The organism is Aeromonas ichthyocola (assembly GCF_046087985.1).
In the GTDB taxonomy this organism is placed as follows: Bacteria; Pseudomonadota; Gammaproteobacteria; order Enterobacterales; family Aeromonadaceae; genus Aeromonas; species Aeromonas rivipollensis.
Genome location: NZ_JBJSWH010000007.1, coordinates 225,547 through 244,585, shown reverse-complemented (window position 1 = coordinate 244,585; position 19,039 = coordinate 225,547). Strand labels below are relative to the sequence as shown.

The following is a 19,039-nucleotide window of genomic DNA, read 5'->3' as shown; positions in this document are numbered from 1 at the left end:
CACCCTCGATCCACGACGACTCAACACCAGACTCCATCCATCCAGAATACGGCGAGACCATGGAAAAGACTTTTAATCACAACGCCATCGAACAGGCGCTCTATCAGCACTGGGAAGCCCAGGGTTACTTCAAGCCCCACGGCGACACCAGCAAAGACTCCTTCTGCATCATGATCCCGCCGCCGAACGTCACCGGCAGCCTGCACATGGGTCACGCCTTCCAGCAGACCCTGATGGACACCCTGATCCGTTACAACCGCATGCAGGGCAAGAACACCCTGTGGCAGGCGGGCACCGACCACGCCGGTATCGCCACCCAGATGGTGGTTGAGCGCAAGATCGCCGCCGAAGAGGGCAAGACCCGTCACGACTACGGCCGTGATGCCTTCATCGACAAGATCTGGCAGTGGAAGGAAGAGTCCGGCGGCACCATCACCCGCCAGATGCGCCGCCTCGGCGACTCCGTGGACTGGGAGCGCGAGCGCTTCACCATGGATGAGGGTCTCTCGGCGGCCGTGCAGGAAGTCTTCGTGCGTCTGTATGAAGATGGCCTGATGTACCGCGGCAAGCGTCTGGTGAACTGGGATCCCAAGCTCAACACCGCCATCTCCGATCTGGAAGTGGAAAACCGCGAGATCAAGGGCCACATGTGGCACCTGCGCTACCCGCTGGCCAACGGCGCCAAGACCGCCGAGGGCCAGGATCACCTGATCGTCGCCACCACTCGTCCGGAAACCATGCTGGGTGACACCGCGGTCGCCGTGAACCCGGAAGACCCGCGCTACAAGGCGCTGATCGGCCAGCACATACTGCTGCCGCTGGTGAACCGTCTGATCCCCATCGTCGCCGACGAACACGCCGACATGGAGAAGGGCACCGGCTGCGTGAAGATCACCCCGGCCCACGACTTCAACGATAACGAAGTGGGCAAGCGCCACAACCTGCCGATGATCAACATCTTCACCCTGGACGCCCACGTGCGCGCCGAGGCCGAAGTGGTCGACACCAACGGCAACCCCAGCACCGCCTATGACGCCGCCCTGCCGAGCGAGTTCGCCGGCATGGAGCGCTTCGCCGCCCGCAAGGCCATAGTCGCCAGGCTGGACGAGCTGGGCCTCCTGGCCGAAATCAAGGATCACGTGCTGCAGCAGCCCTACGGCGATCGCGGCGGCGTGCCCATCGAGCCCATGCTGACCGACCAGTGGTACGTGCGCGTGGCACCCATGGCCAAGACCGCCATCGAGGCGGTGGAAGATGGCCGCATCCAGTTCGTGCCCAAGCAGTACGAGAACATGTACTTCTCCTGGATGCGCGACATTCAGGACTGGTGCGTCTCCCGTCAGCTGTGGTGGGGTCACCGCATCCCGGCCTGGTATGACGACGCCGGCAACGTCTACGTGGGCCGTGACGAGGCGGAAGTGCGTGCCAAGCACAGCATACCGTCCGTGACCACACTGCGTCAGGACGAAGACGTGCTCGACACCTGGTTCAGCTCCGCCCTGTGGACCTTCTCCACCCTCGGCTGGCCGAACAACACAGAGGCGCTCAAGACCTTCCACCCGACCGACGTGCTGATGAGCGGCTTCGACATCATCTTCTTCTGGATTGCCCGGATGATCATGATGACCATGCACTTCATCAAGGACGAGAACGGTCAGCCGCAGGTCCCGTTCAAGACCGTCTACATCACCGGCCTTATCCGTGACGAAGAAGGCCAGAAGATGTCCAAGTCCAAGGGCAACGTGCTGGATCCCCTCGACATGATCGACGGCATCTCCCTGGAAGATCTGCTGGAGAAGCGCACCGGCAACATGATGCAGCCGCAGATGGCCGAGAAGATCGGCAAGCGTACCGCCAAGCAGTTCCCGGAAGGGATCGAGGCCCACGGCACCGACGCACTGCGCTTCACCCTGGCGGCGCTGGCCAGCACAGGTCGTGACATCAACTGGGACATGAAGCGCCTGGACGGCTACAACAACTTCTGCAACAAGCTGTGGAACGCCTCCCGCTACGTGCTGATGAACACCGAGGATCAGGATTGCGGTCTGCACGGTGGCGAGATGCAGTTCAGCCTGGCGGATCGCTGGATCCAGTCCCAGCTGCAGGTGGCCATTCGTGACTTCCGTACCGCGCTCGATACCTACCGCTTCGATATCGCGGCCGGTGTGCTGTACGAATTTATCTGGAACCAGTTCTGCGACTGGTATCTGGAGCTGACCAAGCCGGTGCTGGGCAAGGGCTCAGAGGCCGAGCAGCGTGCCACCCGTCACACCCTGGTGACTGTGCTGGAAACCCTGCTGCGCCTGGCGCACCCCATCATCCCCTTCATCACCGAGACCATCTGGAAGTCGGTGGCCCCGCTGGCCGGTGTCAACGCCGACACCATAATGCTGCAGGCCTTCCCCCAATTCGATGCCGCCAAGGTAGACGATGCCGCCATGGCGGATCAGGAGTGGGTGAAGGAGTTCATCGTCGGCATCCGCAACATCCGCGCCGAGATGAACGTGGCGCCGAGCGTCGCCCTCAACGTGCTGCTCAAGTGCGATGGCAAGGACGCCCAGCGCGCCGGTGACAACGAGGCCTTCCTCAAGTCCCTGGCCCGTCTGGAGTCCATCCGCGTGCTGGCGGACGGTGAAGTCGCCCCCCTGTCGGTGAAGAAGCTGATCGGTGCCACCGAGCTGATGATCCCCATGGCGGGTCTCATCGACAAGGAGGCCGAACTGGCCCGTCTGGCCAAAGAGGTTGCCCGTCTCGTCGGTGAATGCGGCCGTATCGAAGGCAAGCTCGGCAACGAGGCCTTCGTCGCCAAGGCGCCGGACGCCGTCATCGCCAAGGAGCGCGAGAAGCTGGAAGATTACCGTCTCCAGCTGACCAAGCTGGAAGCCCAGCAGGCCGAGATCGCGGCGCTCTAAGTGCCCATCGCCAGTCCAAAAAGCCCCCGTCTATCGGGGGCTTTTCATTTTCCGCCCCCGGATGACAAGCCCGCTTATATAGTCCCGCTGCCAATCTGACGACGAGTCCATGAGGGGCTCATGCCCTCTTGTCATGGATGGAATTGAAAAATTCACGGGCCAAATCACCTCCTTTCACAAGCGCATCGCCCGCAAATTCATTACACTGCCAGCGATCTTTTCTACCGGGAGTGCTGCTGCAGTATGGAAATATTGATCCTGCTTGGATTGATTTTGCTCAATGGCGTCTTCGCCATGTCGGAAATCGCCATCGTCACCGCACGCAAGGCCCGTCTCAGCAAGATGGCCAGCGAGGGGAGCCGCTCTGCCGCCATCGCCCTCAAGCTGGGGGAGAATCCGACCCATTTCCTCTCCGCCGTCCAGATCGGCATCACCAGCATAGGCCTGCTCAACGGCATCTACGGTGAGTCCCTGCTGGCCCAGCCCTTCGCGCAGTGGTTGCAGGAGTGGGGGCTGTCTCCCAAGAGCAGCAGCTTGCTCGCCACCGTGATTGTCGTGGTACTGGTGACCTACCTCTCCATCGTCGTGGGGGAACTGGTGCCCAAGCGCCTCGGTCAGCTCAGTGCCGAACGCATCGCCTGTCTGGTGGCCCGCCCCATGCTCTGGCTGGCGACTCTGACCCGCCCCTTCGTCTGGCTGCTGTCCGCCTCCACCCACGCCAGCCTGCGCCTGCTACGGGTCGATCAGAACAACAGCAACAACGTCACCCAGGAGGAGATCCACGCCATGCTGGTGGAGGGCTCCGAAGCCGGCGTGATCGAAGACCACGAACACACCATGCTGCGCAATGTGTTCCGTCTCGACGAACGCAGCCTCTCCTCGCTGATGGTGCCCCGCAGCGACATCCGCTACCTTGATCTCTCCCTGCCGCTGGAGACCAACCTGCAGCGCCTGGTGGAGTATCGCCACAGCTTCTTCCCGGTCTGCGACGGCAGCCTCTCTGACCTGGTGGGCATACTCAACGTCAGCAAGGTGCTGCACGCCTACATCAAGGGAGAAGCCATCGATCTGGCGGCCCTGACCCAGGACGGCAGCCTGCTGCCGGAGACCCTCAACGGCCTGGAGCTGCTCAACCACTTCCGCGCCCACGCCGAACACATGGTGCTGGTGGTGGATGAATACGGCGAGCTGCAGGGGCTGGTCACCCAGCAGGATCTGCTGGAGACGCTGGCGGGCGACTTCCAGCAGGAAGACGGGGAGGACAACTGGGCCTTCCAGCGTGCCGATGGCAGCTGGCTGCTCGACGGCCTGATCCCGCTGCCGGAATTGAAGGACTGTCTGGAACTGGTTCGCCTGCCGGAAGAAGAAAAACATCACTATCACACCCTCGGAGGGCTTATCATGCTGCTCCTTGGCCGCCTTCCCCAGACCGGAGACCTGGTCACCCTGGAACAGTGGCAACTGGAAATCGTGGATATGGACGGCCTGCGCATCGACAAGGTGCTTGCCATGCCTTTGACCGACCAACCCAGCTAACCTGCGGAGTTTGCATGTATGGAGCAGTTTTACCACCTGGCTCACGCCTTCATTAATCAGGATCTGGCGACCCTGTCCGACCCCAACATGGTCTTCATGGTCTACATAGTCCTGCTGACGTTTCTGGTATTGGAAAACGGATTCATCCCTACCGCCTTTCTACCCGGTGACAGCCTGCTGATCCTCACCGGCGTGCTGATTTATCAAGACGTATTGCCCCTCGGGGTGATCCCGCTGCTGATCCTTGCCACCTTTGTCGGCACCTGGCTTGGCTATATGCAAGGGCGTTTCCTCGGCCACACCCAGCTCTACCACCGGCTGATGTCCCATGTGGATGAGAAGCACACCAGCAGAAGGTCTACCACCTGCTGGACAAATACGGGATCATCACCCTGATCACCGCTCGCTATATCGCCTTCGTGCGCACCGCCTACCCCTACATCGTCGGCGCCACCGAGCTGCCGCAGGGGCGCTTCCTGGTGGTCAACCTGATCAGCTCCATCATGTGGATCTGCCCCTGGTCGGTTTCGGTTATTACCTGAGCCACACCAAGCTGGCGGCGCAATACCAGTCCCAATTCCTCAACATCATCATCTATCTGCCGCTGGTGCTGCTGGTGGGTGGCATGGTGGCGCTGGTCTGGCGCTGGATCAGCAAACGCAGGGCGGTACAGCCACGGGATTGACCTGTCACCCAAACCTAAAAGCCCTCACCCGAGGGCTTTTTTGATCGCGCTTTTGCGCAAACAGCATAAATAGTCTCGAAAGGCCCTTGTAAAGCAGGGGCAAAAATGAGTGAATCTAGCGCCTTTTTTGGATGGGAATGGAGTCGGTTGTATGCGGTATCGGATTCGCGCAGTAGCGCTGGTTGTCGGCTTGATGGGAATGCTGGGATTGCCTGGGGCCCTGCCGCCCCCAACCCTGCCAAGCTGGACGTTCGCTCCAGCAGCGCGCTGGTTCTTGATGTCAACACGGGCAAGACCCTCTATCAAAAAAATGCCACCAAGGTGCGCCCCATTGCCTCCCTCACCAAGCTGATGACAGCATTGGTGGTGCTGGATGCCAAACAGAATCTCAGTCAGACCCTGACGGTTGACAAGAACGATCTGGATCGGGTCAAACACACCCATTCACGCATCCGCATGGGCACCAAGGTGACCCGCCGCGATGCGCTGCATCTGGCGCTGATGTCCTCAGAGAACCGGATGGCCTCCCCTCGGCGCGTTACTATCCGGGTGGCCGCAGTGCCTTTGTCGGGCGATGAACAACAAGGCCAGAGCGCTCGGGATGCGCAACAGCCACTTCTACGACTCCACCGGCCTGTCGACCCGCAACGTCTCCACCGCCCAGGATCTGGGCAAGCTGGCAGCAGCGGCCTATCGCCAGCCGCTGATCCGCCAGTTCACCCAGGATGAGAACCGGGAGATGCGGTTCAGCTCACCGGCCTACAGCCTGATGTTCAACAACACCAATCCCCTGGTGAAGAACCCGGACTGGGACGTGCGCCTCTCCAAGACCGGCTACACCGACGAGGCGGGTCGCTGCCTGCTGATGCGCGCCAAGCCTGACCGTCAGGAGCTCGCCATCGTGCTGCTCAACTCTGTGGGCAAACGCACCCCATCGGCGATGCCAATCGTATTCGCAAGTGGCTGAAAAGCTGAGTTGACCTTCTCACCTCAAAAGGATGCTGCGGCATCCTTTTTTATTACCCGTAAAACACCACAGCTGGCGGCACAAGAGGTTGGCTGTTACGCCTTGAGCGATGACATGGCACGTTATCCCCCGTTGCAGCAACAGGCATACAGCGCGCAGGCAGAGGCGGCAATAGAGACAGGGGGTAACCCTAGTCAGAAAACCGGTACCCAATAACGGGAAGCGAAGCAGAAGAGATGGCAAGAGCAGATCGACAGGACGGTGAACGCCCCGTCACCACGGAAGCAGATCCACACCGCAGGGGGAATAGCGCCCATAAAAAAACAGCCCCGACTGACGTCGAGGCTGTCTGTATGGTGCGCCCGAGAGGATTCGAACCTCTGACCACCTGGTTCGTAGCCAGGTACTCTATCCAGCTGAGCTACGGGCGCTCATCAACTTTTGGTACTGCTAAAATGGTGCGCCCGAGAGGATTCGAACCTCTGACCACCTGGTTCGTAGCCAGGTACTCTATCCAGCTGAGCTACGGGCGCTCACAAACTTTTGGTACTGCCTAAAATGGTGCGCCCGAGAGGATTCGAACCTCTGACCACCTGGTTCGTAGCCAGGTACTCTATCCAGCTGAGCTACGGGCGCTCATAAATCGTTGATTTCACTTTAAATGGTGCGCCCGAGAGGATTCGAACCTCTGACCACCTGGTTCGTAGCCAGGTACTCTATCCAGCTGAGCTACGGGCGCCCTGATTTAAAGCGATAAAAAAAGCTTACTCAACAGTAAGCCTTTTCTAGCGTACCAACCTGCTGACGGTCGATACATGACTCATCATGAGTCGAATATGGTGCGCCCGAGAGGATTCGAACCTCTGACCACCTGGTTCGTAGCCAGGTACTCTATCCAGCTGAGCTACGGGCGCAAATGGCGGAGAAGGGGGGATTCGAACCCCCGATGCGGGTATAAGCCGCATACTCCCTTAGCAGGGGAGCGCCTTCAGCCTCTCGGCCACCTCTCCGTTTGCGGGGCTGATAATACTTCACAGGGATTTTTAGTCAAACACTTTTTTGGAGAAAACAGCGTGTTCGCTCAGCATTTGGTCAAAGCGTGGAATATTCAAGCAATATCGACACTTACCCCCTGCTTTCGGGCGCCGTTTTGCCCGTTGCAGGGCAATGTCAGCTATCAGAAAAACAAAAGGCGACACATGAGGTGTCGCCTTGTCACAGTCATCAACCGCCACTTAGAAGTTGGGTTGTGCCGGCACTTTTTCAGCCTGTATCCGCATGTAGATCTCTTCGCGGTGTACGGAGACCTCTTTGGGTGCGTTCACACCGATACGAACCTGGTTACCCTTAACGCCCAGCACGGTGACAGTCACTTCGTCACCGATCATCAGGGTTTCCCCTACACGACGAGTCAAAATAAGCATTCGCTTGCTCCTGTATCCTGTTTTGTATTTATATCGATATGCGCCATTATCTTACAAAGATACCGATATGGTAAATGGTTGAAACTAAATCAATCAGGGATTGTTCCCCAAGGGCTGCTCATGAGGCTCATTATCCAGCCCGAACGCTGAGTGCAACGAACGCACGGCCAGCTCCAGGTACTTCTCGTCAATCACCACGGATATCTTGATTTCAGAAGTGGAGATCAACTGCATGTTGATCCCCTCCTCGCCCAATACCTTGAACATGGTGCGCGCGACCCCGGGATGATTCCACATGCCGACCCCGACGATGGAGACCTTGGCGATCTCCCCGTTGCCCTGCACGCAGGCGGCACCCAGCAGGGTGGCGGTCTCCTCCAGCAAGGCGCGAGCCCGGCGATAGTCATCGCGATTCACCGTGAAGGTGAAGTCGGCGGTGCCGTCCCCCATGGTGTTCTGCACTATCATGTCGACATCTATGTTGGCGTCGCTGATCGGATTCAGGATCTGCGCGGCCACCGTCGGCCTGTCCGGCACACCCAGAATGGTCAGGCTGGCCTCGTTGCGATTGAACGCAATGCCGGATACCAGGGGTGCTTCCATCCTCTCACCTCCATATGTGATTAAGGTTCCCTCTCCGTCGACAAAACTCGACAGCACCCGCAGCGGTACGCGGTACTTGCCCGCGAATTCCACCGAACGGATCTGCAGCACCTTGGCCCCCAGACTCGCCATCTCCAGCATCTCCTCGAAGGTGATGGTGGAGAGACGGCGTGCCTTGGGCTCGATGCGCGGATCCGTGGTATAGACCCCATCCACATCGGTAAAGATCTGGCATTCATCGGCCTTGATGGCCGCCGCCACGGCAACCGCCGTGGTGTCCGAACCACCTCGCCCCAGGGTGGTGATGGCGTTGTGCTCATCACGACCCTGGAAGCCGGCGATCACCACCACCTTGCCCGCACCCAGCTCGGCCTGAACCTGCTCGGTGTCGATCTGGGTGATGCGCGCCTTGCCATGGGCGGAATCAGTGTGGATACGAACCTGATCACCGGTCATTGAGACCGCAGGACAACCCCGTTTGTTCAACGCGATGGCCAGCAGCGCTATGGTGACCTGTTCACCGGTCGAGACCAGCACATCCATCTCGCGCCGGTTGGCATCCGGATCCAGCTGCTGGGCCATGCCCAGCAACCGGTTTGTTTCGCCCGACATGGCGGACACGACCACCACCACATCATGCCCCTGGGCGCGGCTCAGCTGAACACGATCAGCCACCGCCTCGATCCGCTCCAGCGTGCCGACCGAGGTGCCGCCGTACTTCTGTACATAGAGTGCCACAGATCACCTCGCCCGTTTACAGGCGCTCTTCCAGCCAGGAGTGAACGGATTGCAGGGCCGCCGGCACCGCATCAGGCTGGGTACCACCCGCCTGGGCCATGTCAGGACGACCACCCCCCTTGCCACCCACTTGCTGGGCCACCAGGTTGACCAGCTCACCGGCCTTCACCTTGGCGGTCAGATCGCTGGTCACGCCGGCGATCAGGTTGACCTTGTCCTCGCTGCTGGTTGCCAGCAGTACGACACCGGACTTCATCCGGTTCTTCAACTCGTCCAGCATGCCGCGCAGGGACTTGGGATCGGCCCCGTCCAGCGCCGCGATCAGCACCTTCTGGCCCTTGATCTCGATGACCTGGCTCAGCAGGTCGCTGCCAGCCTGAGCGGCCAGCTTGGCCTTGAGCTGCTCCAGCTCGCGCTCCATCATCCTGGACTTGTCCAGCAGCTGGCGCACCTTGCTGCCGATGGAGAACTGGTCCCCTTTCACCAGGGCCGCAGCTTCTTCAAACTGCTCTGCCAGCTGGTGCATGAAATCGATGGCGCCCTTGCCGGTCACCGCTTCGATGCGGCGCACCCCGGCGGCAACACCGCTCTCGGCGATGATCTTGAAGAAGCCGATGTCACCGGTACGCTTGGCGTGAGTACCGCCACACAGTTCGGTGGAGTAATCACCCATGCGCACGACACGCACGTCGTCTTCGTACTTCTCGCCAAACAGCGCCATGGCGCCAGCGGACTTGGCCGCTTCCAGATCCATCACCTGGGTGACGACATCGTGGTTGGCACGGATCTGGGCGTTGACCAGCTCCTCGACCCGGCGAATGGTCGCCATGGTCAGGCCTTCGAAGTGGGAGAAGTCGAAGCGCATGCGCTCCGCCCCGACCAGGGAGCCCTTCTGGGTCACGTGATCACCCAGCGCCTGGCGCAGGGCCGCGTGCAGCAGGTGGGTGACAGAGTGGTTCAGAGCCACGGCCTGACGGCGATCCCCGTCGACCACGGCTTCCACCTCGGCGCCCTTCTCCAGGGTACCCAGCTCCATATAGCCCTTGTGAATGATGGCATTGCCCGCATACTGGGTGTCGGTCACGGCGAAGATGCCGTCATCCACTTTCAGAATGCCGCTGTCGCCCACCTGACCACCGGACTCGGCGTAGAAGGGGGTCTCGGCCAGCACGATCACCGCTTCTTCACCGGCGATCAAGCCACTCACTTCGACAGCATCCTTGTAGATGCCGACCACCTGAGTCGTTTGGCTCAGCTGCTTGTAACCGGTAAATGGGGTCTCGAAATCGAGTTTCAACACCTCGTTGTAGTTCACGCCGAAGCTGGAGGCCTCCTTCGCACGGGCGCGCTGCTTCTCCATCTCGGCCTTGAAGCCTTCCTCGTCGATACCGATCTCGCGCTCGCGAACCACGTCGGCGGTAAGATCTGCCGGGAAGCCGTAGGTGTCATACAACTTGAACACCACCTCGCCCGGGATGACCTTGGCATCGCCGAGGTTCGCCAGCACTTCTTCGAGCAGCAGCAGGCCCCTGTCCAGGGTGCGGACGAACTGCTCCTCCTCGATGCGCAGCACGCGCTCGACCAGCGGCAGCTGGGCGATGAGTTCGGCAGCCACGTCCTTCATCTGCACCGCCAGCTCGGCGGCCAGCTTGTAGAAGAAAATCTCGGTGGCACCCAGCTTGCGACCGTGGCGCACGGCGCGGCGGATGATGCGACGCAGCACATAGCCACGGCCTTCGTTGGAGGGCATGACGCCGTCAGCCACCAGGAAGGCGCAGGAGCGGATATGGTCGGCGATGACGCGCAGGGACTGGTTGCTCAGATCCTCGGTGCCGACGATCTCGGCGGCCTTCTTGATCAGCGCCTGGAAGATGTCGATCTCGTAGTTGGAGTGCACGCCCTGCATGATGGCGGAGATACGCTCCAGGCCCATACCGGTGTCCACGGACGGACGGGGCAGCGGCTCCATGGTGCCGTCAGCCTGACGGTTGAACTGCATGAAGACCACGTTCCAGATCTCGATGAAACGGTCGCCGTCTTCCTCCGGTGAACCGGGAGGACCACCCCAGAGGTGATCGCCGTGGTCGTAGAAGATCTCGGTGCAGGGGCCGCAGGGACCGGTGTCACCCATCTGCCAGAAGTTATCTGAGGCAAAGGCGGCACCCTTGTTGTCGCCGATACTATGCGCTCGAGCTGCAGGGTACCGGTCAGGAATTCCCAGGCAAAACGGATGGCGTCCTGCTTGAAGTAGTCACCGAAGCTGAAGTTGCCCAGCATCTCGAAGAAGGTGTGGTGACGAGCGGTATAGCCGACGTTTTCCAGGTCATTGTGCTTGCCGCCGGCCCGTACACAGCGCTGGGCCGTAGTCGCGCGGTTGTAGGCACGCTTCTCTGCGCCAAGGAACACGTCCTTGAACTGGTTCATCCCTGCGTTGGTGAACAGCAAGGTCGGATCGTTGTGCGGCACCAGCGAGCTGGAGGAGACAACCTGGTGCCCCTGGGAGCGGAAATACTCGAGAAACGCTGCGCGTAACTCTGACGTGGACATATACATGGAAAATCCTGCTTGATTCGGATACGGACTTTTAATCGCAATAATGTAAGTTTTCTGCGGGGTAAAGTAAAACGCGCGGGCCCGTCACGGGTGAAAAAGCCCCCAATGGACGGGGCAGCGGCAGGACGCCGTACAGGAGCAGGCCGAAAGGGGAGTCGGCTGAGTGGCGGATCATGGCGCCGCGGCCATTTGAAACAGGATAAAACAGGGAAAAGGCCCTCCCTTATCTGCACGCGTCTCAGGAACACGCCACGGCCCATGGCCAGCACCGGCCCTTTATTCCTCCCCCTGCTGCAATGCCGAGATGGCGTAACGCGCCTGATCCTGGGTAAAGCCCCGCCCAAGCAGGTACTTGAGCCATTTCATCCGCAGCTTGAAATCCCCCAGATCGGCGACTCTGGCACGCCGCTCCAGCAGGGCGAACGCCAGCTCGAACCAATCCAGCTCCGGCTGATCGAATGCGGCGTCTATCTGCATATCGTCCAGCCCCTTGCGGCGCAGATCGAAGCGGATCTTGATGGGACCATGCCCCTTGGTCGCACCGGCCCGCACCGCCATGGCGCCGTAACGATCGTCATTGACCCAGTTGTAGCCGCGGCAATACTCGACAACCGCCTCGATCACCTCTTCATTGAAGCCCTGCAGCCGTAGCCGCTTGGCCAGCTCGGACTCGGCGCTCTCACGGCGAGCCAGACTGCGCATGGCAAAGGCGCGGGCGGCGGCAAACAGTTCTTCAAAGGAGAGTTCAACGGGTTCGGGGGAGGATTCATCGACCATAAATGACAAGGCCGGGTATTAACCCGGCCTTCCTTATTCCTTATTCGAACTCTTGTTCGCTTTCGTCTTCAAACTCTTCGGCGACCGCGGCCACCGGCTTCTCGACCGGTACGGCACCGGAGAGCAGCAGCTCCCGCAGGCGGGCTTCCACCTCGGCGGCCATCACCTTGTTCTCGGCGAACAGCTTCATCACGTTGGCCTTGCCCTGACCGATCTTCTCGCCGTTGTAGCTGTACCAGGCGCCGGCCTTGTCGATCAGCTTGTGCTTGACGCCCAGATCAACCAGCTCGCCCTCTTTGGAGATACCGGCACCATAGAAGATCTGGAACTCGGCCTGCTTGAAGGGCGGGGCCACCTTGTTCTTGACCACCTTGACACGGGTCTCGTTACCGACCACTTCGTCGCCGTCCTTGATGGCGCCGATGCGACGGATATCCAGACGGACGGAGGCGTAGAACTTGAGCGCGTTACCACCCGTGGTGGTCTCGGGGCTACCGAACATGACGCCGATCTTCATCCGGATCTGGTTGATGAAGATACACAGGCAGTTGGCGTTCTTGATGTTGGCGGTCAGCTTGCGCAGGGCCTGGGACATCAGGCGGGCCTGCAGGCCGACGTGGGAGTCACCCATCTCGCCTTCGATTTCCGCTTTCGGCGTCAGGGCCGCCACCGAGTCGACGATGATGACGTCAACGGCGTTGGAGCGCACCAGCATGTCGCAGATCTCCAGCGCCTGTTCACCGGTATCCGGCTGGGAGATCAGCAGGTCGTCGACGTTGACCCCCAGCTTGGCGGCATAGATAGGATCGAGTGCGTGTTCCGCATCGACGAAGGCACAGGTTTTGCCTTTCTTCTGGGCTTCCGCGATCACCTGCAGGGTGAGGGTGGTTTTACCTGACGATTCCGGGCCGTAGATCTCGACGATACGACCGCACGGCAAACCGCCGATGCCCAGCGCCACATCCAGGGAGAGGGAGCCGGTGGAGATGGCTTCGATATCCATGGTCTTGCTGTCGCCCAGACGCATGATGGAGCCTTTGCCAAACTGCTTTTCGATCTGGCCCAGCGCAGCCGCCAGTGCCTTCTGTTTGTTCTGATCCATGCCAATCTCCGCTGGGAATCGTGATGTAGAAGTGAAGTTGGGCTAAGTATACTGTTTATGCATACAGTATCAAGCCCAATTTATCTGAGCAGGGCCAGCAGCCCGGACAAGGCCTGTCTGACCGCCTGTTGGCGCACCTGATGGCGGTCGCCATCGAAGCGGGCGAGCAGGGATTGATGGCGACCCGTGCGATCCGCCCAGGCGAACCAGACGGTGCCGACCGGCTTGTCGTCACTGCCGCCACCGGGTCCGGCAATGCCGCTGATGGCGACGCAGATCCCCGCATCGGAACGGGCCAGGCCACCTCTGGCCATCTCCAGCACCACGGCCTCGCTGACGGCGCCATGGCGCAGCAGGCTGTCGATGCTCACCCCCAGCATCTGCTGCTTGGCCTCGTTGGTGTAGGTGACAAAGCCGCGGTCGAACCAGCCTGAGCTGCCCGCAATATCCGTGATGGCCGTGGCAACGCCGCCCCCGGTACAGGACTCCGCCGTGGCGGCGAACCAGCTTCGTGCCTGCAATGCCTCGCCGAGCTCCCGGGATAAACGGTCGATCTCTGCCTCAAGCCCCATCATCATGCCCTCTATGACCCCTTGCGGGGGAAACATGGGGGTCATTATGCAGTCGCCCCGAATCGCGAGCAACCGACCCGGGGCCGGCTGCGTCAGCGACCGACCGGCATGGCCCTGCCGGACATTAGACGCAAATGCGCCACAGCAGCAAGTCGCCAACGCTTAAGCTCCAGTACATGGGGGCTTCCTATAATCAGCAGGCACCGCCATCTATGCGGTTTCTATCTTTTGAGATACTGGAGAAAGCAGATGAAGCATCCATTTAAAGTCGCCATGACTGCCCTGGCGATCTGTTTTGCCACCAACACCTTCGCCGCCGAGAGCGCCCCCGAGCTGCAGAGCGAAACCACCCTGGCGCAAGAGCTGAACCTCTCCACCGCACAGGTCGAGCAGATCAAGAGCCTGCGTGAGCAGGCGGCCAAGGAACTCGGTTCGGTCAAGCTCGACGCCATCGGTCAGGACGTCATCATCAACATGATCAAGACTGGCAAGTGGGACGAGGCGGCCGCCAAGAAGCAGTTGCAGACCATCAGCAACGTGCAGGCCGAGGCCCGCTACTACCGTGCCCATTACCTGTTCGAAGTCAGCAAGGTGCTGACCCCGGAGCAGAAAACCAAGCTGCACGAGATGCTCAGTGGCAACGAAGCCATGTACTAAGAGCGCATCCTGACGCTGTGATCACAATCCCCGCGCTGATGGCGGGGATCTTGCCCCTCCCCCCTCCACGCCTCGCACCCCTTCGCTTCTGATCCCCATGACGGCCTGCCAACGCCACCCGCCCCCTGAAACCTCAGGACTGCCTTCCCCAAAGCGAGATAACCCCTCACCATCTCGGCCCGACCATGTAGAATGGCCACCAGATTCAGACCCATTACGGCAGACGCTTGCCCGCAAGAGCACCTTCTGGAATAGAACATGACAGCACAGCACCAAGCCACCAGCGCCAACCTGAGCGCCCACACCCCCATGATGCAGCAGTACCTTGGCCTCAAGGCCGAGAACCCGGAGATCCTGCTGTTCTACCGGATGGGCGACTTCTACGAGCTGTTCTATGACGATGCCCGCAAGGCGTCCCAACTGCTCGACATATCCCTGACCAAGCGCGGCCAGTCCGCGGGCAGCCCCATACCCATGGCGGGGGTGCCCTATCACGCCATCGAGGGCTATCTGGCCAAGCTGGTGCAGCTCGGTGAATCCGCCGCCATCTGCGAGCAGGTGGGGGATCCCGCCACCAGCAAGGGACCGGTGGAGCGCAAGGTCATTCGCATCATCACCCCGGGCACAGTCTCCGACGAGGCGCTGCTCTCGGAGCGACAGGACAACCTGATCGCCGCCGTCTACCACGATGGCCGCCGCTTCGGCTACGGCACCATGGACATAGGCTCAGGCCGCTTCTTTATCAACCAGTTCGACAAGGAAGAGACTTTACTAGCGGAGCTGCAACGCACCAACCCGGCGGAGCTGCTCTACCCGGAGTCCTTCGAGTTCCTGCGTCACGTCGAGGGTCGCCGCGGCCTGCGCCGCCGCCCGGAGTGGGAGTTTGAGCTGGGCACAGCCCGCAAGCTGCTCTGCCAGCAGTTCGGCACCCAGGATCTGGTGGGCTTCGGGGTCGAGCAGAGCGAGACAGCCCTGTGCGCCGCTGGCTGCCTGATGCAGTACGTCAAGGACACCCAGCGCACCGCCCTGCCCCACATCCGCAGCGTGCGCCTCGAGCAGCCCGATCATGCGGTCATCATGGATGCCGCCACCCGCCGCAATCTGGAGCTGACCCAGAACCTGGCGGGGGGCTATGAAAATACCCTGGCCGAGGTGCTGGACCGCACTGCCACCCCCATGGGCAGCCGCCTGCTCAAGCGCTGGATCCACCAGCCGATCCGCGATCGGGTGATCCTCAAAGGTCGCCAGAGCACCATCAAGGAGCTTATCGAGCAGAACCTCTATGACGGGCTGGGCAACCTGCTGCGTCAGGTGGGCGATGTGGAGCGAGTGCTGGCCCGCCTCGCCCTGCGCTCGGCCCGTCCGCGCGACCTCACCCGTCTGCGTCAGGCCTTCGCCCAGTTGCCCGAGTTGCAGCGCCTGCTGGCGGATAACGAGCACGAAGCGGTGCAGCAGTTGGCCGAGCGCGCCAGCACCTTCCCTGAGCTGCTCGACCTGCTGGAGCGCGCTGTGATGGAGGTGCCGCCGGTGCTGATCCGCGATGGCGGCGTCATCCGTGACGGCTTCAATCAGGAGCTGGACGAGCTGAGGGATCTGGCCAACGGCGCCACCGCCAGCCTCGCCCGCATCGAGGAGCGGGAGAAGCTGCTGACCGGCATCAACACCCTCAAGGTGGGTTACAACAAGGTGCACGGCTTCTATATCGAGGTGAGCCGCGCCAACAGCCATCTGGTGCCGGCCCACTACATCCGCCGCCAGACCCTCAAGAACAATGAACGTTACATCATCGATGAGCTGAAGAAATACGAGGACAAGGTGCTCACCGCCCAGGCTCAGGCGCTGGCGCTGGAGAAGCGGCTCTACGAAGAGCTGCTCGATGCCCTGCTGCCCCACCTCGGCGATCTGCAGGAGTCCGCCGCCGCACTGGCGGAGCTGGACGTGCTGGCCAATCTGGCGGAGCGGGCCGAGACCCTCGACTACCGCTGCCCGACGCTCATCGATGAGGATCAGATCCTGATCGAGGCGGGCCGTCATCCGGTGGTGGAGCAGGTTATGAGCGATCCCTTTATCGCCAACCCCATCCGGCTTGAGCGGGAACGCCGTATGCTGATCATCACAGGTCCCAACATGGGCGGTAAATCCACCTACATGCGCCAGACCGCGCTGATCGTGCTGCTGGCCCATATCGGTGCCTTCGTGCCCGCCGACAGCGCCCGCATCGGCCCCATAGATCGTATCTTCACCCGGATCGGGGCGTCGGACGATCTCGCCTCCGGCCGCTCCACCTTTATGGTGGAGATGACCGAGACCGCCAACATCCTCAACAACGCCACCGCCCGCAGTCTGGTGCTGATGGACGAGATTGGCCGCGGCACCAGCACCTATGACGGCCTCTCGCTCGCCTGGGCCTGCGCCGAACAGCTGGCGAGCAAAATCGGCGCCTACACCCTGTTCGCCACCCACTACTTCGAGCTGACCCGCTTGCCGGAGCTGATGAGCGGGCTGGCCAACGTCCATCTGGACGCAGTCGAGCACGGTGACACCATCGCCTTTATGCACGCGGTGCAGGAAGGGGCGGCCAGCCGCTCCTACGGTCTGCAAGTGGCTGCGCTGGCCGGGGTGCCAAAATCGGTGATCCATCAGGCCCGTCACAAACTGCACGAGCTGGAAAGCGCCACTCCGGTCGCAGCCGGTGAAAGCCGCCCGGCTCCGGTGACCCTGGCCCCACAACCCCATCCAGTGGTGGAAGAGCTGGCAGCGGTGCGCCCGGACGAGCTTAGCCCCCGTCAGGCGCTGGACCTGCTCTATCGCCTCAAGCAGATGCTCTGACGGCCACATCGGAACACAGGCAATGAAAAAGGGGAACCTCGCGGTTCCCCTTCGTTTTGCCTCAATGGCACTGGGCCATCAGCCCGGACCTATGCGATCCAGCAGGCTCAGATTGACCGAGCCGGGATGGCGCTTGAGCTTCTGCCGGTATTCGAACTGGTGCTGACTCTCCTGCTTGAGCCCCTGCATCAGCGAATAGCACATGGCCAGCATGATCAGCGAGAACGGCAGCGCGGCTATGATGCTGGCCGCCTGCAGGGCCGCCAGGCCGCCAGATACCAGCAGAATGGCCGCCACCAGCCCCTGACCCAGCCCCCAGATGGCGCGGTGCAGCACGGGGGGATCCTGATCGCCGATGGAGAGCAGGGTGGTGATGACCAGCGTGCCCGAGTCGCTGGAGGTGATGAAGTAGGTGCAGATCAGCAGGGTCAGCACCCCTTTCGCAATCCAGCCGAAGGTCTCCCAGTGCAGCAGCTCCACTGTCTTGTAGAGCGCCAGGGTCACGTCCTGGTTGACCGCCGCTACCACGCCACCGCCGCCGAACAGCTCCAGATGCATGGCGGTACCGCCGAACACAGTGAGCCAGAACATGCCGAGCAGGGAGGGCACCAGCAGCACGCCGAGCACGAACTCACGAATGGTGCGCCCCTTGGAGATGCGGGCGATGAACATGCCGACGAAGGGGGCCCAGGCTATCCACCAGCCCCAGTAGAAGGCGGTCCAGCTCGATTGCCAGGCCGAGGTGCCGTTGGCCTCTGTGTTGGTCCAGAAGCTCAGTTTGACGATGTTTTGCAGGTAATCGCCGATGTTCTGCACATAGGCGTTGAGGATGTAGGTGGTCGGCCCCAGTACCAGGAAGAGGGCGAGGATGAAGGCGCTGAGCCAGATGTTGAGTTCGGAGAGGATCTTCACCCCGCGCCCCACGCCTGAGATGGCCGACAGGGTGGCGATCAGGCTGATGCCGCCGATGAGCCAGAGCTGGCTGTGTTGGGAGACTTCCATGCCGAACATCTGGTTGAGGCCGGTGTTCATCTGGGAGACACCAAGCCCTAAGGAGGTGGCCACCCCGAACACTGTGCCGAACACCGCCAGCACGTCGGCGGCGTGACCCCAGAAGCCGTAGATCCGCTCGCCGAGAATAGGGTAGAGCACGGAGCGAATGGCCAGCGGCAACTTGCGACGGTAGCTGAAGAAGGCCAGCGACAGGCCGACGATCACATAGATGGCCCAGGGGTGCAGACCCCAGTGGAAGAAGGTGAGGCGCATGGCGATCTGGGCCGCTTCCGGCGTCATCCCTTCGGTGACGAAGGGGTTGCCCTGCAGGTGATACATGGGCTCGGCTATGCTCCAGAACACCAGGCCTATGCCCATGCCGGCGCTGAACAACATGGAGAACCAGGCGAAGTAGCCGAACTCCGGTACCTGGTCGTCGTCGCCCAGTCGAATGCTGCCAAAACGGCTGAACATCAGGTAGACGGCGAAGAACAGGAACAGGGCAACCACCAGAATGTAGTACCACTTGAAGCCGGCAATGATGGTGTCCTTGGCGCCGGTGAACCAGGTTCCCGCGGTATCCGGGTCAAACACTCCAAACAACAGGAACAGGGTCACGACGGTGAGGGCCGTCATGGCCATGGTGGGATTGAGGCCTTTCAATAGCCCTTTGGTTGCTCTCATCGGGCCT

10 protein-coding genes, 6 tRNA genes and 3 pseudogenes are annotated in these 19,039 nt (G+C 61.1%); 6 read left to right on the top strand and 13 right to left on the bottom strand.

What is annotated here, in order from left to right; all coding sequences use genetic code 11:
* Positions 1 to 59 precede the first annotated feature (59 nt).
* From ACF2JD_RS20180 to pbpG, 4 genes and pseudogenes are all read left to right on the top strand, one after another.
* Positions 60 to 2,912: a valine--tRNA ligase gene (locus tag ACF2JD_RS20180; RefSeq protein WP_440988064.1), complete on the top strand. Its 2,853-nt coding sequence runs from the start codon at positions 60 to 62 to the stop codon at positions 2,910 to 2,912.
* Positions 2,913 to 3,155: 243 nt separating this feature from the next.
* Positions 3,156 to 4,448 carry a hemolysin family protein gene (locus ACF2JD_RS20175; RefSeq protein ID WP_404835514.1) on the top strand — a complete coding sequence of 431 codons (1,293 nt, stop codon included), beginning with the start codon at positions 3,156 to 3,158 and terminating at the stop codon, positions 4,446 to 4,448.
* A gap of 18 nt (positions 4,449 to 4,466) precedes the next feature.
* Positions 4,467 to 5,133: pseudogene (locus ACF2JD_RS20170) on the top strand (DedA family protein).
* A gap of 151 nt (positions 5,134 to 5,284) precedes the next feature.
* Positions 5,285 to 6,108, top strand: a pseudogene (pbpG, locus tag ACF2JD_RS20165) (D-alanyl-D-alanine endopeptidase).
* Between the two features lie 346 nt (positions 6,109 to 6,454).
* Here pbpG and ACF2JD_RS20160 read toward each other — a convergent pair.
* From ACF2JD_RS20160 to pncC, 12 genes and pseudogenes are all read right to left on the bottom strand, one after another.
* Positions 6,455 to 6,531: transfer RNA gene (locus ACF2JD_RS20160), tRNA-Arg, on the bottom strand.
* 25 nt (positions 6,532 to 6,556) lie between these two features.
* Positions 6,557 to 6,633 (bottom strand) — tRNA-Arg (locus ACF2JD_RS20155).
* A 26-nt stretch (positions 6,634 to 6,659) separates the two neighbouring features.
* Positions 6,660 to 6,736: transfer RNA gene (locus ACF2JD_RS20150), tRNA-Arg, on the bottom strand.
* Between the two features lie 26 nt (positions 6,737 to 6,762).
* Positions 6,763 to 6,839, bottom strand: a tRNA-Arg gene (locus ACF2JD_RS20145).
* 98 nt (positions 6,840 to 6,937) lie between these two features.
* Positions 6,938 to 7,014 (bottom strand) — tRNA-Arg (locus tag ACF2JD_RS20140).
* Between the two features lie 3 nt (positions 7,015 to 7,017).
* Positions 7,018 to 7,110: transfer RNA gene (locus ACF2JD_RS20135), tRNA-Ser, on the bottom strand.
* 225 nt (positions 7,111 to 7,335) lie between these two features.
* Positions 7,336 to 7,524 (bottom strand): carbon storage regulator CsrA, encoded by a 189-nt coding sequence (gene csrA, locus ACF2JD_RS20130; RefSeq protein WP_440988063.1) that lies wholly within the window; start codon positions 7,522 to 7,524, stop codon positions 7,336 to 7,338.
* 93 nt (positions 7,525 to 7,617) lie between these two features.
* Positions 7,618 to 8,865 carry an aspartate kinase gene (locus ACF2JD_RS20125; RefSeq protein ID WP_005332431.1) on the bottom strand — a complete coding sequence of 416 codons (1,248 nt, stop codon included), beginning with the start codon at positions 8,863 to 8,865 and terminating at the stop codon, positions 7,618 to 7,620.
* Positions 8,866 to 8,881: 16 nt separating this feature from the next.
* Positions 8,882 to 11,418: pseudogene (gene alaS / locus ACF2JD_RS20120) on the bottom strand (alanine--tRNA ligase).
* Between the two features lie 276 nt (positions 11,419 to 11,694).
* The gene (locus ACF2JD_RS20115) at positions 11,695 to 12,195 is read right to left on the bottom strand and encodes a regulatory protein RecX (RefSeq protein ID WP_163135674.1); all 501 of its coding nucleotides are present in this window, start codon (positions 12,193 to 12,195) and stop codon (positions 11,695 to 11,697) included.
* Positions 12,196 to 12,235: 40 nt separating this feature from the next.
* Positions 12,236 to 13,297 carry a recombinase RecA gene (gene recA / locus ACF2JD_RS20110; RefSeq protein WP_106885048.1) on the bottom strand — a complete coding sequence of 354 codons (1,062 nt, stop codon included), beginning with the start codon at positions 13,295 to 13,297 and terminating at the stop codon, positions 12,236 to 12,238.
* Between the two features lie 80 nt (positions 13,298 to 13,377).
* Positions 13,378 to 13,869 (bottom strand): nicotinamide-nucleotide amidase, encoded by a 492-nt coding sequence (gene pncC / locus ACF2JD_RS20105; protein WP_440988082.1) that lies wholly within the window; start codon positions 13,867 to 13,869, stop codon positions 13,378 to 13,380.
* 249 nt (positions 13,870 to 14,118) lie between these two features.
* Here pncC and ACF2JD_RS20100 point away from each other — a divergent pair, with 249 nt between their 5' ends.
* Together ACF2JD_RS20100 and mutS are read left to right on the top strand one after the other, a co-directional pair.
* Positions 14,119 to 14,526, top strand: coding sequence for a Spy/CpxP family protein refolding chaperone (locus ACF2JD_RS20100; protein WP_440988062.1), 408 nt, complete (start codon positions 14,119 to 14,121; stop codon positions 14,524 to 14,526).
* Positions 14,527 to 14,784: 258 nt separating this feature from the next.
* On the top strand, positions 14,785 to 17,355 hold the full coding sequence (mutS, locus tag ACF2JD_RS20095) for a DNA mismatch repair protein MutS (protein WP_440988061.1): 2,571 nt from the start codon (positions 14,785 to 14,787) through the stop codon (positions 17,353 to 17,355).
* 78 nt (positions 17,356 to 17,433) lie between these two features.
* Here mutS and ACF2JD_RS20090 read toward each other — a convergent pair whose 3' ends face one another.
* Complete coding sequence (locus ACF2JD_RS20090) at positions 17,434 to 19,032, bottom strand: BCCT family transporter (protein WP_106885050.1); 1,599 nt, start codon at positions 19,030 to 19,032, stop codon at positions 17,434 to 17,436.
* Positions 19,033 to 19,039 lie beyond the last annotated feature (7 nt).

Coding starts and splice junctions, on each gene's coding strand:
- ACF2JD_RS20180 (WP_440988064.1), top strand. CDS start 60: ATGGAAAAGACTTTTAATCACAACGCCATCGAACAGGCGCTCTATCAG.
- ACF2JD_RS20175 (WP_404835514.1), top strand. CDS start 3,156: ATGGAAATATTGATCCTGCTTGGATTGATTTTGCTCAATGGCGTCTTC.
- csrA (WP_440988063.1), bottom strand. CDS start 7,524: ATGCTTATTTTGACTCGTCGTGTAGGGGAAACCCTGATGATCGGTGAC.
- ACF2JD_RS20115 (WP_163135674.1), bottom strand. CDS start 12,195: ATGGTCGATGAATCCTCCCCCGAACCCGTTGAACTCTCCTTTGAAGAA.
- recA (WP_106885048.1), bottom strand. CDS start 13,297: ATGGATCAGAACAAACAGAAGGCACTGGCGGCTGCGCTGGGCCAGATC.
- pncC (WP_440988082.1), bottom strand. CDS start 13,869: ATGGGGCTTGAGGCAGAGATCGACCGTTTATCCCGGGAGCTCGGCGAG.
- ACF2JD_RS20100 (WP_440988062.1), top strand. CDS start 14,119: ATGAAGCATCCATTTAAAGTCGCCATGACTGCCCTGGCGATCTGTTTT.
- mutS (WP_440988061.1), top strand. CDS start 14,785: ATGACAGCACAGCACCAAGCCACCAGCGCCAACCTGAGCGCCCACACC.
- ACF2JD_RS20090 (WP_106885050.1), bottom strand. CDS start 19,032: ATGAGAGCAACCAAAGGGCTATTGAAAGGCCTCAATCCCACCATGGCC.